This window comes from Clostridium manihotivorum (assembly GCF_004015185.1).
GTDB lineage: Bacteria > Bacillota > Clostridia > Clostridiales > Clostridiaceae > Clostridium_AR > Clostridium_AR manihotivorum.
The window spans coordinates 2,488,438-2,503,154 of the sequence record NZ_CP025746.1 but is presented as its reverse complement, the minus strand read 5'-3'; the positions used below and the strand labels follow the sequence as shown (position 1 = coordinate 2,503,154).

Genomic DNA, 14,717 nt, shown 5'->3' with positions numbered 1-14,717 from the left:
ACCAATCTTTCCTCCGTAATAATATTTTATCATACATATTCTCTATCATTCATGACTCTAACTAAATAAAATAGTTCTTATAGTCATGACCACTCGTAAACGGGTCAATGTATTCTTTCAAATTTAGTTGTTCATATGCTAAATCTTCTTTGTATCTCATTCTTTATATACTCTTGTATTACTTTCTTATTTCTTCCTACTGCATCTACATAGTATCCCTTACACCAAAATACTCTACTGCCATACTTATCCTTCAAGTTTGCATGTATATCAAAAATCATCAGTAACCCCTTACCTTTGAGGTATCCCATAAACTGAGCTACACTAAGTTTCGGTGGTATACTTACGAGCATATGTATATGGTCTTAGCATGCATTTGCTTCGATTATTTCAACACCTTTATGCTCATATAATTTTCTTAATATATATATTGCAAATTGGTTTCTACAATCTAACACATAGCCTGTCTATTGTTTGAGTAGGAACCTTATTTATGTTACTTATAAACTTTTGAATTGCAGTTCTAACTTGTGGCAGAGATTTATAAAAGACATTGTTAATAACAGATGCCTTTAGCCATCCCCATAACCCCTCTATAAGATTCATTTCTGGACTATACGGTGGTAAAAACATCAATTCAAGCCTATCTTTAACTCTATTAAGAAATGGCTGAATCAGCTTTGCATGATGAATCTTAGCATTGTCTAATACCACAACAATTTTTCCTTTTGGATACTGCTTAAGTACGTTTTCTAAAAAGTCATTAAATATCTTAGCGTCATATCTTTCATGTTCCTCGCAATATACGTTACCAGTCTCGTAATCCAATATTCCCATAAGTTTAACACCTGCATTTTTACCGAACGTAGGAATTTTCCTTTGTTGTCCTCTTATAAACCAGCTCTTTTGAATTGCTTGATAATCTCTAATCATTGATTCATCTTCAAATAAGATGGTATCAACTAAGCCATTGAGGCATTTTTTTAAAGCTTTAAAGTCACTTTTAAAAATTTCTTGCTTTTCTTTATCAGCTTTCGCTAAGACGTAAGTAGGTCTAGTATAACTTAAATTTAATCTATGAAGTACATATGCTATTCCTCTATGTGACATATTTATATTAAATTCTTTAATAACCCATTGCCTCACTAATTCAATAGTCCAATTCATTTTAGATTCGAAGCCTACATCTTCTGGAGTTTTTGTAGTTATAGTTTCTACAATGAGCTTCTCTTGAAGTGAATTGATTTTCTTTTGCGCTCCGCCGCCGTGGCCAATATTTAATCCATCTATTCCTTTTGATTTATAATTTTTTATATATGTAGAAACAGTATGTTCTTCTAGATTCTCCATTTCAGCTATTTTTCTATTTGTAAATCCATCAAAATGCTTAAGTAAAACAGAATATCTTTTATATAACCTTGTGTTTTTAGTCTTTTTTAAAGCTGATTTTAACTCGTTTATATCATCTTCATGCCCAGCAATCTTATTAAGAATCAAAATATCCATATTTAAAACCTCGCTATAATTTTTATTTTATATTCTAGTTTGGATATTTTAGTTATCTTATATTAATGGATGTTCTTACCTAAATATCATATCGAAATTTTCATCTTGCAACATATATATCTGCCCAATATCCGCTTTTATCTTACCATATATGATTTGTCTTCTATACTTCGGTGCGAATACTATGTGATATTTCCAGTTCCACTTGCTATGTGCTAAACTATTATTATCCATTTAGTATATAAATCCTTCAAAATGTTAGGGGTTGGCAAACCTACTAACATCAGGGGGTATTATTTTTTTCTACTCATAGCTATGAGCTTTTTAGAACCACAGGCATAACCTGTGGTATTCATTAATACAATAAAAAAATCCAAGACAACCTGTCGTGGATTTTTTTGTGGAGGCGAACCGATCTAAATTCAAATCAGTAAGAATCTATTTTATTCATGATACATTTAACATAAATGAAATTCTGAAACTCCATCCATCTGTCCCGCGCATACAGTACCCTTCTTTCAACATAATCCATTTCTCTAATATTTTCCAATAGAATTTATATAGAAATGCATCTTTTTCCAATTGATAAAATCTAATAATATTATTGATATACCTTAAACCTTGTTGAACTTCTCTTTATTAGGTTAATGCATAGTTCACAGATTTCAGGCAGTATAAATAATTGAAATTCCTATTGAAATTTCTCTTGCTTAGTTATAAAGATACTGTGAAGTCAAACTGACCAGCAAAACAAAGGAGAATTTTCATAATATCCAATATGGTCATTATTGCCACCATCCTCATGGTACTGACATCTTCCTTTTCTATTCACTATCTGGTAAGATTGGCTCGAATTTTTTTCCAAGAAGTTGTAGTTTTGTACATGATATCAATTCAAACAGCTGCCTGTCTTTATAATACACCAACTTATCATATTGCTCTTTCATAATTTTTTCACCGTGTGATGATAGATTTCGTGGCCAATACAAATCTTGAAGCATTTTGTTAAATGAAAATGTGCCTTCAATAAATCGTATCTTGTTTTCTTTAATAAATTTCTTCATATCATACCACATCAAATGTTGCGTAGGCTTATTTTTTATATCTGAGAGTTGTATAATCTCATTTATTTCTTGCTCAATAACCCCACAATATTGTTTAAACGGCATATTATAAGAAACTGTTTTTCTACCATCCTCCTTTTCAAATTGCTCAGCCACAGAATCTGCTGAAGCCAAATCCAACATAGAATTCTCCGATAAACCGCCACAGTTAGTATGATAGATTGAATAATAAAAATCGACTTTATCAAGCGCCACCCATTCAATCCATATGTTATCATTTTTCTTTTCTGCATAATCAAGTTTCCATGATGACAATAGTCCATCTGTATCTACAAACATTTCAATATGATCAACGTATCTGTCTAGACCTTGTAATATAATTTGATATGCCAATTTGGATAAAGTAAGCATAGCACTATAATCACATCGTTGATAATCACCTTTCATTAAATATTCATTATAATTCATTGAAGCTATTTCTGATAAAATAATGGCTTCAGGATCAGTAAGAGTATTATTTTGATAGGTATTCTTAATTTTTGTGATTATGTCTTCTAAGTTTTCTTCTATACAAGCAATTTGATGAACCTCTTTTATTACTTCAAAATAACGGTCACTACCTCTTTGAGCAACAGAATACAGTGACGAACACAAAAACTTTATCATGTCATCATTGATATTTAATCTACTCAAATTTCCGATTAATTGTTCTAATGTTGCAAGCACATAGTTTTTAAGCCCAGTAATGTAGTTGTGCCTTGGAATTATTCCTACTACATTATCCAAATATTCTCCGTCCACTTTCTCATTTATTGGTTTCCAATCTATCATAAGATAACCTCCTTATTTCTTTTATCGATTAAACTTTCTATCTAAAATAAGTTACATAAAAAGTGACATATAATTCATCAAGTCATAGATTCAATTTTAGGCTATAATTTATCTAAGCTTCCCATTATAAATATAATTACAAAAAATCATTACTACCATTTTAACTAACATGATCAGCCTTATTATCACTTCAATATAGACCTAGTTCTACAAACCTACTTAAATTCCTTTTATCCTTAATAACTATGCTACTACTTATATTTTAGTATAAATAAAAAAGATAACAAAATCTTAGCTACCTTTACTAATCGATATTTATAAAAATACTATATATTACATATAGTTTATTTTATTTGCGATAAATTAATTTATTTTGAATTAGACTAATATTAGATATATACATGCCAATCAGACAAACCACATTTACTTATGCTATGATTCACCATACCATAAGGTAAATACTCAATCATATAAAATCAATTCAATAATATTCCCAAATTCAATTTTTAATTGATATTTTTCATAAAAACTAAGGATAGACTCAAAAAGCCTATCCTTTAACTTTCTTTTCTTAATGATTTAATTTTTTCTATATCTAATCCTGTTTTTATTGCTATCATTTCATCATCTAATATGTCTAATAAATTCTTTGCTATTTGCAATTTAGCTCTTTCTTCTGCTGAACTAATCATGTTTGCTCTTTCATACAATGATCTTTCTCTCTCATAGTAAATTCTCATAGCTTCTTCATCACTACTTAAGTATTCGATTCTTTGCTCAGCTTTTTCTATTGCTGTATCCAAACTCATCAACTCCTTTAATGTAGCTTAAGATATATCTTTTATAAAAACATTAACCATAACTCTATGTCATTTTCTCTATAATCTTTATCATCTTCTAAACTTAGGTAGTAATAAGAAGTGGATTCCTACACTATCTGTTAACCTATAATCTTTACCTGCGAATTCCCTAAGATTATGGCATTATCTTGAATCTAGCCAAATAAAAAAACACTTCTCATCCTCGCCTTAATCTAGTTTATTAGAGAGAATTAATTCACTCCAAATCTATCACTAAACAAAACCAATATATATTATGAAGAAAACACTCTTCCCCGAAACAAATATATTCCTAAAACCGCTTGAAACCCGCTGGCTGCAAAAACACTAAATCTTTCCACCACTCCAAAATATGCTTTTGGTACTACTGCAGTGCCAACGCCCCCAATAAGCATGGCAGTTAGTGCAATAGTAGCGCAAACAGCTAAGGATCTGTACTTTTTCTCTTTATATCCTCCTATCATAACTAAAAGCAAAGAAACAATTGAAAGTAGTACTACCAATGAAGTAATAACAAAAACATGCACAAAATCTTGAAAGGTTCCTGCGTAGCCACTATCAGAAAGCCTGAATAAAGTGTATCCTACATTTGAAATAAAGCTCATGATGGCAAAAGTATAAATGCCTAATCGTAAAGGCTTGTTTAACTTCCCTTGAATGTATACGCATATCATCATAACGCATATGATTCCGCAGACACCATATAAGCAACTTAACTGTTCCCAAAGCATTTTAGATGGAGCATTATTTGCACTTAGATCACTTACTGCCTGGCTCATCCAGTTATATCCTGGGTATGCCAATGGTGAGAAGATAACTGCTATGGTGTAAGACAAAAAACTAATAACTCCAAGCAGTCCAAACCAATTAATTAAGCTCTTTTTCATATCCTTTTCCCTTCTTTACTAAACTAATTTATTTTTAAGTATTCACATATAAAGCTTACATGTATAAACATCTTTCTAACTACTGGTGCTGTATCTTCTCCATTATTTACAGCATGGGCATATTCCAAGGTTAAGGCTAGAAGCGTATAGTTTTCTCTTGCTACTAAATCGAAATCTATAGCTCTTATTAGATTTTTCTTATGCATTATCCTCAAAACCTTACCAATAAATCTTGCAGGTTCAGCAATAAAATTTTCTAATTATGAAAGTTGCTAATTAATATATATTCTCTGCCCTATTAATCACCAATAATATAGCCGCAAGTTTATATTTACTTTAATGCTTTATAAATTTTTGCATTGCCCAACAATTTAACCTGGTCACCATCAACAATTATTGCACTATGAGGTTCCGTAGTATAAACTATTTTATTTTTTTCTCTCATGTATTTTTCAGTACTATTATTTTGTGAGTCAATGTTTTTATAATGAACCTCAACCGCAAAATCTTTTATACACTTTAGTCCCTTCTTATAAACGAACTCTGGATAATCGTTATCTGGCGAAATATAGTATTCTGCACACTGCATCATAGCTCCAGCACTCCACCCCATTATTATGCCATTATGCTGTTCAATAATATCAATTAAATCAAATTCCTCTAATCTATTCATCATTTTATCTGGAAAACCACCAGTAAAAAATATTATATCACTTTCTCTAACCTTTGCTTTAGCGCTCTCAACACTATCTACAAAATAATTTATCAACGTTATATTTTTATCGTCTATGCCATAAGTATAGAAAGCAGCTACGGTACTTTTATAATGTTCGCCATTTAATTTGTTGTAGGATTTTTCCCATTCTTCTTCATTTCTTATCCAATCCTCATGAAAAGCGAAAGGAACAACGCAAAGCTTATGCTCTGGTTTAATTATTTTCCGGAATGCTTCATATGCCCAACTCTCATTAAAATCAAGTTTATCTAATAGAATGTTCAAATTGCTTCCTCCTTGCCATTTCCCCTATGGTCCTTCATAAGTTTCATGGAACTTTCATATTTTAATTCTCTTTTAAATTTATTCTATGTCTCTTGAAACATATCCCACGACATGCAAGCACCATGAAACATCATGAGAATTTGTTCATTGTCCAGTCCAAATTCATATATATTCATCGTAAACTCCTTACCTTGTCAAATTAGAATTATATATACATGTTTTATAACTTAACTATTTATTTATACGTGCCAGAAAGTGCCAATAACTCGCTATTTTGGGACAAGCATTTATTAATTTTCGATATATGCCCCCTATATATATGTATCTGACTTCAGCTATTAATTTATACATGCAACAAAATCCCCATAACCCACGATTTTCGGACAAGTATAAATTAAGTTTCCACATAAGAACCCAACTTCAACTATTAAGTTTTCGTAATGAAACCCTACATTTTCTTCTCTCTTTCAATATAACTATCTACAAGTTGCCAAAATCCTTCAAGATCATTATTAATGTATGTCTCATTTTCTAAATCAAGATAGCCATCATAGTCCTCAATATTAATCGCTTTACATTTTTCCAATATTTCAGCCTCTTTTATCGCACCACAATTTTTTAATGCACTAATAGTTTCATTTACATAGTCTTTAGTTGAATCATTAAAGAAACCTACTAGTCCTTCCATTTGCAATTCTGTATCATAATCAATAATAAAAATCACATCTTGTACAAATTGTGGGTATTTTTTAATTTCGTTTCTATCTATTGCCTCCTTATATACATCTGCCATTGCTTGCAAAAATTCATCAGCGCTCATTTCATTGATTCGTTCTAAGGCTCTATCTATAAAATTCATCTCTAAATCTCCTATGTAAATTGGAATTTTTCTTATATCCACTGTATAAAAGCTGTCTTATCTTTATTATTATATCCTGCTTGCTTATAGAAATTTAGCGTGCTCTCTTTTTTTGAACCTGTTAGTAACATTAATTTATAGCATTTCTCTTGAACTGCTATCTCTTTTGCATAATTTAAACACGCTGTGGCAAATCCTTTTTTCCTATATTCTTTATCAGTTACTACATTTTCAATAAAAGCATACGATCTTTGAGAATGTGTGAAATTTGGTATTATTACACAAACACACGAAGACACTATCTTTCCATCTTTCTCAATAATGATAATGTGATGATTTTTATCTTGTAAAATATTATTCCATAATTCCATTATTTGAGGCGTTTTTTCGGGCATTGGATTATCACCCAGTTGCATATATAATTTCATTAACCCACTAAAATCTTCTTTTACTATTTCTCTTATCATAACCCCCATCATCCTTTTAAAATTACTATTTATATCACTTAACCTTAAATTATAATTTGCCTAACTGTATTATTACTCCTACTCTATAAATACTCTTCCTTCATCATTTGACTAATTTTCTCAGCACTTTCATCAACAAATCTATCCATCTCTTCTTCTTTTAAGTATGTATATTCTCTCTCCAAATTATCTTTTTCACTGCCATAAAAACTTAATATATATTCTCTTCTGTTTTCAAAGGCATCATCACTAAAAAAATCCATATACTCATTATGAATTTCATCTGCGTTCTTATAAATTGAAAATGCTCTGAAGTTAGGATTTTTCTTAATATACATAAAGTCAAGGTCATACCAATCTTTCTTTAATGTCCATATCCACTCTGCCCTGTCCTTATCATATAAAGATTTAAATTTATCTATACAGGGGCGAACTATTAGTAAGCGATGGAACATATACCGTATTGAAAAATATAAGCTTCACAAAAACTTGTGAAGCTTATATTTTAATAAAATCCTTCTTTTGCAATTTGCTTTATATAGTTATATTGTTTTCGAATAAGTTTCTTAAATTCCGAATCTGATAGGTCATCGAACAAGCATATGCCTTCTTCATAAAGGCATTCATAAATCAATTCTGCATAATCATCATCTTCTTTGTGCATTTTCTTGTATCTTTTTTCAAGTTCATATGGAAAATCAAGCGTATAAGCTATTTCATCAATTTTTTCGTTTAGAAAATCCTTGGTCATAGTCATCATGAAATCTATATTAGGCTGACTCACTAGTTTTTTCCTCCTTTGGAGTAGTTTCTGTTGTAGTTGCTTTGCATTGAACTTGTACTTTCTCCGCCCATGGTAAATACTCTTCAAGTAAACATGGATTCGATGCAAAATTAATATTTGGTAACTGGCAAAAAATATAATGCAGATATTTATATGGATCTAAATTATTAGCTGCAGCTGTATTTATAATGCTAAATACAATTGCGGATGCTTCCGCCCCGGCTACCGAATCGGAAAACAATGAGTTTTTCCTTGTAATTGCTACAGGCTTTACAGCGATTTCTGATAAATTATTAGATAGGGGTATTCTTCCATCTAGCAAGAAGTTAGTAAAATATTTTTTGTGATTCAGTGTATAATTTAAAGCCTTTCTCAACATATCTTGTGTTGTAAATGTTTTTTCTGCCCATGCAAAAAAGGCATCCAGTATAGGGACACTATAGATAAGTCTATTCTGTTTTCTTTCATCTGGAGATAGCTGTTTCCACTTTCTTTCTAGTTTAAAGAGTTTATCACAATAAGCCCTGCCGACCGCTCCGCCAGAGCTCGGAATCTCTTTTTTTCTAGAATCTAAAGGAATAGCTTCCAGATAGTATCTTCGTAGGTGACTAAAGCATAAGCATCTAGTAATTCCTTCAACCTTTTCATATCCAGCATATGCATCGGAGACATGATACCCTTTAAACTGCTCAAGAAATTTTTTGCATGTTCACCTGAACGACTTCTGGTATATTGGTATAAAATTACCGGTAAGCTTTCGCAGTTGCCACTTCTATGTATCCATATATATGAATTGCTAGATGCCTTCTTACCTTTCTCTTTGTTTACCTGCCAAGTAGTTTCATCACTCATAATAATACTGCACTTTAATAATTGTTCATGCATCTTTTCATATAGAGGTTTTAGCCAATATTCAGTGCTTCGTATTATCCAGTTTGCCATCATATCTCTTTTAAGCTCTGCACCCATTCTTCTAAAGTCTTTTTCTTGGCGGTATAAAGGTACTGACATCATATACTTTTGATACATTATCCACGCTGTAATCGAAGGCGATGCTACGGAATGCGTAAGCACTGGAGCTGGCACAGGTGCACAATATATAGAATCATATGGATTAACGTCATTTTTTCCACATTCAGTACATTTATAAACGTATTGAACATAGTCTTTGATTATAAGCTTTGCTGGAATATATTCCATTTCGGATCTTACTTTTTCTTACCAATAACTTTAAGATAACTTCCGCATATTTTGCACACTGCTTCTTCTTCATTAATAACGCATTCAACTATTTCATGTGGTAATGATTTAATCAATTTTTCTCTGTCGCCTTTTTTTTCTCACAGGTCGTTTATGTTCTTTTATATTAATAACTTTGGCCTCATCTATAATAGGATCAATTATTTCATCCAGAAAAGAATATTGTCCTTCTATTTGAGGAGTTTTTTCACTTGATGCTCCAAAACGTTGTTTTGATGCATGTAAAACTGCTTGAGTGAGAAGTTCAACATCATGCTCTAGCATAGTTACCTTTTCCTGCAGCTTTCTATTTTCATTTTCAAGTTCTTTAATTCGTAACTCTTTGCTATCTAAAAACTGCATGATTCAAGGCTCCTTTCTGGTTAATTAACTACTTATATTATACCAGAAAAACGGCTATTTTACTAGCTTTTTAGCCATTTTTAGAAAATCATTCCTGCAGTATCAATACTTTCTCGATGTGCTTTTTTTTGATCAATTTGTAAACCATCTAGAAGCCATTCCATTTGTCGTTTTGTTATATCACGTACTTCTCCTTCTGTTTTAGGCCATTGAAATTTCATGTCATCACAAAGAAACTTTGTAACCAATATAAAGCCGTTTTTATCCCATCGAAGTGCCCTAAGACAGCTATGTCTTTTATTGCAAAATAAGAAAACACTTGTGCCAGAGTAAGGATTAAGATTAAATTTTAATGAAACCAATGCGGCAAGTCCGTTTTGTTGCTTGCGGAAGTCGGTGGCACCGAGTGCAAGATAGATGTGCTCCGCCCCATCGGCTATATGATTCATCATAAGTCTTGCAGAACCTTCATCAGTCCTGCTAAAGAATCTTGATTAAAGTTACTAGGAACAGTAACTTGTATATTTTTATAAAGTATCTGAAAATCATCAGATTTACTTGGGTTTGAATTTGTATTATCAGGTTTTGAAAGAATTGTTGTAACTTCAGTAAAGGTCGTCTCTTCAACAGGTTTTTCATTTCTCTTTATCAATAGGTGATTCCAGTAATTGTACTTATGTCTACTGATTCCATTCTTTTCGCACCACTCTTTGATTGTTAGACCGCTTTTATTTTTTTCATTTATTCTCTGCTCCCAGAGAGTATAATTTTCATTCTTAGATATAATATTAAAACCTCCAATCTGATTGCTTTAATAAAGCATATCAAATTAGAGGTCTATTTACATGACGGTATTTGTTCCATCGCTTACGAACTATTACATTTGCCCACATCATATCAGTTAACAAATGAGCTAAATAACCAAGATAAAAAGATTTCTGTTTTGTATTATATTTCTTTCTTTGCTCCACTGTAAAAAATTGTTCAATATATTCGTTTAAATGAATATCTTTTAAACCATCAATATCTGTTGTTTTAAAATGCGAAACATCACCACTTGGGGTAAAAGCCGACCAATCATCGTTCGGTATGCCACTGTCAGGTGCTATATTGCCAATTACAAACTCAGTAGCTGAAAGATTAGATATTTCATTTAGCAATTTATCTGCAATTCGTAAATGTACCATCCAAGAAGCCATTCTAGCCCTCCTTTTAATGGATAAAAAATCAGTTTAACAAATTACTATTTGCCTATTACACAAATTTATTACCAATTTAATTATAACATATTTTGTAAATCAGTCTTTACTTATAATACGCTATTTCTGTCTATAAAAAAGTAGCTAAAGCCTCCTTCTTCATTGAGTTTTTTATATATCTGCATTTTCTCATAAAATGAATAAAAGTCCTCAAGAGCTGACCTCCAATTGTCTTTTACCACTGCTTTAACCATTCCTGTCTCGTTGAGACCAAAGGTTTGTACAATCTCCTGAATAGTTAAGTCATGCCCTAAATAAGGTGATACGGATTTTTTAAAAGCTTCGATACACATAGGAATTGTGTCCCCAACCGTTCCGTCAAAGTCAAACGCTACCATTTTAATCATGTTTGCAAGTTCCATTAATTCTTCGAATTACCCTACATGGGTTTCCAACCGCTACACAATCTTCAGGAATATCCTTTGTTACAACACTACCTGCTCCTACAACACTGCCATTTCCTATATTGATTCCAGGCAGAATAATTACGCCTCCGCCAATCCAACATCCATCACCAATAGTCACTGGAAGTGCATAGGTACGACAAAAATATTCCCCGCTTTCCTGATTCCAATCCTGGGTTAATCGCTCTGCCAATTCTACCGGATGAGTAGCTGTATAAATCTGTACATTAGATGCAATAAGAACATTATTGCCTATATTGATTTTATTACAATCAACAAAAGTACAATTCATATTGATAGACACATTATTGCCCAAATGAATATTGCAGCCATAATCACAGATAAATGGAGAACCCACCGATACATTAGTACCTATATTACCCAAAAGGTTCCGTAAAACTTCTCTTTTTTCTTCCTTAAGATCATAAGCAAGGCTATTATATTGGGATAGTAATGTTCTGGTTCTCTTTTTAAACTCTAGAAAAACTTCATCATGGCAGTTGTAGATTTCTCCTGACATACACTTTTCAAATTCTGTTTTCATTTATTACATTCCTCCTTCTCCACCACATCTAATAATAGTGTAAAAAAAATTCTGTTACACAACTAGTAACAAGATGTCTCAAACTTTAAATTCTTCTTGCCAATGCTTCTATCAGGAACATTACAGGTACCTGGGTTGTCGCATTATATCCACCATTAACTTTATGAATATTCATATTATAAGAGATGTTCCAATCTGACATTTTTGCAATAGTGGAATTAGTTTGATTGGTGATGCTCAAGATATTACATTTGTTAGCTTTGAAGCGGTCAATTAAATTAATAATCTCTTTTGTTTCTCCTGAAACTGAAAGTACAATTATTACTGTAGGACTCGCCATATCTTTTGTAATTGGATAATAAGCGTCTTCTAATCCAATTGAAAACTTACCCAAATTAGAGAAATATCTTGCTCCATATCTGGCCAGTGTACCAGAAGAACCCCCTCCTATAAATATAACGGTTTCCGCTTTTCTAATAAAATCAGCACCTTGCTCTATTTTCTGCTCAAAGGAATTAGTGTTAGTTCTTTTAAAGTAATCTAACAGCTCAACTAAATCATTTTGAGGAGGCATTTCCTTTATATTACTTAAATATTTCTTAAGTCTTTCTTTGAATTCCTTGTACCCATTACAGTCCAATTTATAGCAAAATCTAAGGATTGTTGATGTGGAAACATGCATCATCTCAGCCAATTCCCGAATAGTCATATATGGAATCTTTTCTCCGTTATCAACAATAAACTTATACATATGAATCTCAGTATCATTAAATTTCTGAATATTATCATACGAAAACATTGTAGCCTCCAATAACTTCTATTTATTAGTGATATATACCCTGATTCTATCTTATCCGTAGCCTATAGTTTGCGACTTAATAGGGACAGGGGGACGGAGCTTCTGTCCCTCCATCTACCTGGGACAGAAGCTCCGTCCGAAACCACTGAAAAACATATTATAAATATTTGAAAATATGTAAAATAAATCAGAATAAAGTAGAATAAAATACAAAAAACCCCCTTAAAATGGTATAATGGAATTGCGACAACCATAACCAAAAAGGGGGTTTCAACCATATGTTAAGAAATCAATCAAAACAATACAGTCTATATTCTATATTATACCACAAAATTCCCGATAATCATATATTGAAACTAATTGATCAAGCTGTGGATTTTAGTTTTGTTAATAAACTTCTTGAAAGTTCTTATTGCAAATATTATGGCCGTCCCGCAAAGGAACCGGAAATGATGATAAGATTGTTGATTTTACAATATTTATATAATCTATCGGATGAAAAAATAATAGAAGAAACTTCTTTAAATCTTGCATCCATGTGGTTTGTTGGCTTAAACCCAGAAGAGGAACTTCCGCATCCAAGTCTTCTTGCTAAATTTAGAGTTCATAGACTACAAGAAGTTACAATGGATGAGATCATAAAAGAAGTTGTAAAACAATGCGTTGAAAAAGGAATTATAAAAGGACATAGTATAAGCATTGATGCTACTCATACACATGCTAATACAGGTAAGTTAGTTCCTGAGAGAGTATTAAAACACTTAGCTAAAAAAAAGTCCTAAAGAACCTAGAAGAAGAAAGAGGGTCAATACCTGAGGATGTTGATGCAAACATTCCTGATTATAAAGCAATCGACGATCACAAAGTAGCCAAAGAAACAATGAAAGCATACTTGGAAGATCTTATGGAGAAAGCAGAAAATCATATAGAAAATCCTGATACTTCTGCTACCGCAGCGGTTATTAAGAATGCTCGTGAAATCATATCCGATGAGAAATTTATTCAACAAAAAGGAGTACGTTCATTAGTAGACCAAGATGCAAGAGTGGGAAACAAAAGTAAAACTGATAGTTTTTTGGATACAAGACAGAATTTATAATGACTACAGGTTCAGAACGTATAATCACTGCGGTAGCAGTACATGATGGAGCTTATGTTGACGGAACAGGTTTTAAAGAATTATACGAGCTAACGAAAGAAGCAGGGATTGAAGCGGAAGAAGTTTATGGTGATAAAGCATACTTTAGAAAACCCATTTTAGACTTAATTAAAGAAGATCAAGCAGAAGCTTATATACCTGTTAGTGAATCTGTATATCGTATCGATGAGAGTAAATTTAATTATAATAAAGACTCCGACCAATGGTATTGTAAATATGGAAACAATACAGTAAAAAAGAAAGCAAAAAATCAATAAAAGTGGTAAAAAAGTTTTAGATATACTTTTGACAAAGAAATATGTAAAGATTGTCCACACCGTTCTGAATGTATTAATGGTAAAGTGTCAGCAAGAACTTTAGAAGTTGGAGTAAATGCACATGAGTACTACGAGTATAGTCAACGTGCAAAGACTCAAGATTTTCTAGAAAAATATAAAAATCGTTCCTGTAATGAGTGGAAAAATGGTGAAATGAAGAGATTTCATGGGTTAGACCGTGCCAAAGGGTATGGTCTAAGAAGCATGGGCATGCAAGCCCGGTTAACGGCATTAGCGGTAAATTTGAAGAGGATAGCCAAGCTGGTATCCTCCTTTTTATTAGATATACTGAAGTTTTTTACAAATAAAGGATGTTTAATCTATTTTTATTGAAGAAGCCGTTTTTTATTGTCTAAAAGATGCTACTTTTTCAGTGGTTTCGCTCCGTCCCCATGT

Annotated in this window: 16 protein-coding genes and 4 pseudogenes; 1 reads left to right on the top strand and 19 read right to left on the bottom strand. The window is 32.0% G+C overall.

What is annotated here, in order from left to right:
* Window positions 1-61: 61 nt before the first annotated feature.
* From tnpA to C1I91_RS11115, 19 genes and pseudogenes are all read right to left on the bottom strand, one after another.
* Window positions 62-425 (bottom strand): annotated as a pseudogene (tnpA, locus tag C1I91_RS11205) (IS200/IS605 family transposase); the annotation flags it as partial.
* A 19-nt stretch (window positions 426-444) separates the two neighbouring features.
* On the bottom strand, window positions 445-1,506 hold the full coding sequence (locus C1I91_RS11200) for an IS630 family transposase (RefSeq protein ID WP_128212964.1): 1,062 nt from the start codon (window positions 1,504-1,506) through the stop codon (window positions 445-447).
* A 117-nt stretch (window positions 1,507-1,623) separates the two neighbouring features.
* Window positions 1,624-1,740: pseudogene (locus C1I91_RS11195) on the bottom strand (transposase); the annotation flags it as partial.
* 590 nt (window positions 1,741-2,330) lie between these two features.
* The gene (locus C1I91_RS11190; RefSeq protein ID WP_128212963.1) at window positions 2,331-3,401 is read right to left on the bottom strand and encodes a hypothetical protein; all 1,071 of its coding nucleotides are present in this window, start codon (window positions 3,399-3,401) and stop codon (window positions 2,331-2,333) included.
* Between the two features lie 557 nt (window positions 3,402-3,958).
* On the bottom strand, window positions 3,959-4,210 hold the full coding sequence (locus C1I91_RS11185; protein WP_238475969.1) for an RpnC/YadD family protein: 252 nt from the start codon (window positions 4,208-4,210) through the stop codon (window positions 3,959-3,961).
* Between the two features lie 284 nt (window positions 4,211-4,494).
* Window positions 4,495-5,127 (bottom strand): DUF998 domain-containing protein, encoded by a 633-nt coding sequence (locus tag C1I91_RS11180; RefSeq protein ID WP_128212961.1) that lies wholly within the window; start codon window positions 5,125-5,127, stop codon window positions 4,495-4,497.
* A 23-nt stretch (window positions 5,128-5,150) separates the two neighbouring features.
* Window positions 5,151-5,333 (bottom strand): hypothetical protein, encoded by a 183-nt coding sequence (locus C1I91_RS11175; RefSeq protein ID WP_128212960.1) that lies wholly within the window; start codon window positions 5,331-5,333, stop codon window positions 5,151-5,153.
* Between the two features lie 125 nt (window positions 5,334-5,458).
* The gene (locus tag C1I91_RS11170; protein WP_128212959.1) at window positions 5,459-6,127 is read right to left on the bottom strand and encodes a Type 1 glutamine amidotransferase-like domain-containing protein; all 669 of its coding nucleotides are present in this window, start codon (window positions 6,125-6,127) and stop codon (window positions 5,459-5,461) included.
* Window positions 6,128-6,575: 448 nt separating this feature from the next.
* Complete coding sequence (locus C1I91_RS11165; protein ID WP_128212958.1) at window positions 6,576-6,986, bottom strand: DMP19 family protein; 411 nt, start codon at window positions 6,984-6,986, stop codon at window positions 6,576-6,578.
* A gap of 32 nt (window positions 6,987-7,018) precedes the next feature.
* The gene (locus C1I91_RS11160) at window positions 7,019-7,453 is read right to left on the bottom strand and encodes a GNAT family N-acetyltransferase (protein ID WP_128212957.1); all 435 of its coding nucleotides are present in this window, start codon (window positions 7,451-7,453) and stop codon (window positions 7,019-7,021) included.
* An 83-nt stretch (window positions 7,454-7,536) separates the two neighbouring features.
* Window positions 7,537-7,791: a hypothetical protein gene (locus C1I91_RS11155; protein ID WP_128212956.1), complete on the bottom strand. Its 255-nt coding sequence runs from the start codon at window positions 7,789-7,791 to the stop codon at window positions 7,537-7,539.
* 167 nt (window positions 7,792-7,958) lie between these two features.
* The gene (locus C1I91_RS11150; RefSeq protein WP_128212955.1) at window positions 7,959-8,237 is read right to left on the bottom strand and encodes a hypothetical protein; all 279 of its coding nucleotides are present in this window, start codon (window positions 8,235-8,237) and stop codon (window positions 7,959-7,961) included.
* Window positions 8,224-9,839, bottom strand: a pseudogene (tnpC, locus tag C1I91_RS29740) (IS66 family transposase). The gene C1I91_RS11150 and the pseudogene tnpC overlap by 14 nt, the downstream one beginning before the upstream one ends.
* 80 nt (window positions 9,840-9,919) lie before the next feature.
* Window positions 9,920-10,291 (bottom strand): IS66 family insertion sequence element accessory protein TnpB, encoded by a 372-nt coding sequence (tnpB, locus tag C1I91_RS11140; protein ID WP_128212954.1) that lies wholly within the window; start codon window positions 10,289-10,291, stop codon window positions 9,920-9,922.
* A complete protein-coding gene (locus C1I91_RS28835; protein WP_420808469.1) occupies window positions 10,288-10,554 on the bottom strand; it encodes a hypothetical protein in 267 nt (88 codons plus the stop codon). The genes tnpB and C1I91_RS28835 overlap by 4 nt, the downstream gene beginning before the upstream one ends.
* A 109-nt stretch (window positions 10,555-10,663) precedes the next feature.
* Window positions 10,664-11,038 carry a zinc dependent phospholipase C family protein gene (locus tag C1I91_RS11130; protein WP_128212952.1) on the bottom strand — a complete coding sequence of 125 codons (375 nt, stop codon included), beginning with the start codon at window positions 11,036-11,038 and terminating at the stop codon, window positions 10,664-10,666.
* 110 nt (window positions 11,039-11,148) lie between these two features.
* Window positions 11,149-11,445 carry an HAD family hydrolase gene (locus C1I91_RS11125; protein WP_128212951.1) on the bottom strand — a complete coding sequence of 99 codons (297 nt, stop codon included), beginning with the start codon at window positions 11,443-11,445 and terminating at the stop codon, window positions 11,149-11,151.
* Window positions 11,438-12,046, bottom strand: a complete 609-nt coding sequence (locus C1I91_RS11120; protein ID WP_128212950.1) for a sugar O-acetyltransferase — start codon at window positions 12,044-12,046, stop codon at window positions 11,438-11,440. Before C1I91_RS11120 ends, C1I91_RS11125 begins: the two co-directional genes overlap by 8 nt.
* Window positions 12,047-12,131: 85 nt before the next feature.
* Window positions 12,132-12,845, bottom strand: coding sequence for a MurR/RpiR family transcriptional regulator (locus tag C1I91_RS11115; protein WP_128212949.1), 714 nt, complete (start codon window positions 12,843-12,845; stop codon window positions 12,132-12,134).
* 278 nt (window positions 12,846-13,123) lie between these two features.
* On the opposite strand from C1I91_RS11115, the pseudogene C1I91_RS11110 reads away from it, so the two are divergent.
* Window positions 13,124-14,654 (top strand): annotated as a pseudogene (locus C1I91_RS11110) (IS1182 family transposase).
* The last annotated feature ends 63 nt before the right edge of the window (window positions 14,655-14,717 follow it).

Bases quoted from the DNA above. Each gene is read 5' to 3' on its own strand.
- C1I91_RS11200 (WP_128212964.1), bottom strand. From the start codon at position 1,506: ATGGATATTTTGATTCTTAATAAGATTGCTGGGCATGAAGATGATATA.
- C1I91_RS11190 (WP_128212963.1), bottom strand. From the start codon at position 3,401: ATGATAGATTGGAAACCAATAAATGAGAAAGTGGACGGAGAATATTTG.
- C1I91_RS11185 (WP_238475969.1), bottom strand. From the start codon at position 4,210: ATGAGTTTGGATACAGCAATAGAAAAAGCTGAGCAAAGAATCGAATAC.
- C1I91_RS11180 (WP_128212961.1), bottom strand. From the start codon at position 5,127: ATGAAAAAGAGCTTAATTAATTGGTTTGGACTGCTTGGAGTTATTAGT.
- C1I91_RS11175 (WP_128212960.1), bottom strand. From the start codon at position 5,333: ATGCATAAGAAAAATCTAATAAGAGCTATAGATTTCGATTTAGTAGCA.
- C1I91_RS11165 (WP_128212958.1), bottom strand. From the start codon at position 6,986: ATGAATTTTATAGATAGAGCCTTAGAACGAATCAATGAAATGAGCGCT.
- C1I91_RS11160 (WP_128212957.1), bottom strand. From the start codon at position 7,453: ATGATAAGAGAAATAGTAAAAGAAGATTTTAGTGGGTTAATGAAATTA.
- C1I91_RS11155 (WP_128212956.1), bottom strand. From the start codon at position 7,791: ATGTATATTAAGAAAAATCCTAACTTCAGAGCATTTTCAATTTATAAG.
- tnpB (WP_128212954.1), bottom strand. From the start codon at position 10,291: ATGATGAATCATATAGCCGATGGGGCGGAGCACATCTATCTTGCACTC.
- C1I91_RS11130 (WP_128212952.1), bottom strand. From the start codon at position 11,038: ATGGCTTCTTGGATGGTACATTTACGAATTGCAGATAAATTGCTAAAT.
- C1I91_RS11125 (WP_128212951.1), bottom strand. From the start codon at position 11,445: ATGATTAAAATGGTAGCGTTTGACTTTGACGGAACGGTTGGGGACACA.
- C1I91_RS11120 (WP_128212950.1), bottom strand. From the start codon at position 12,046: ATGAAAACAGAATTTGAAAAGTGTATGTCAGGAGAAATCTACAACTGC.
- C1I91_RS11115 (WP_128212949.1), bottom strand. From the start codon at position 12,845: ATGTTTTCGTATGATAATATTCAGAAATTTAATGATACTGAGATTCAT.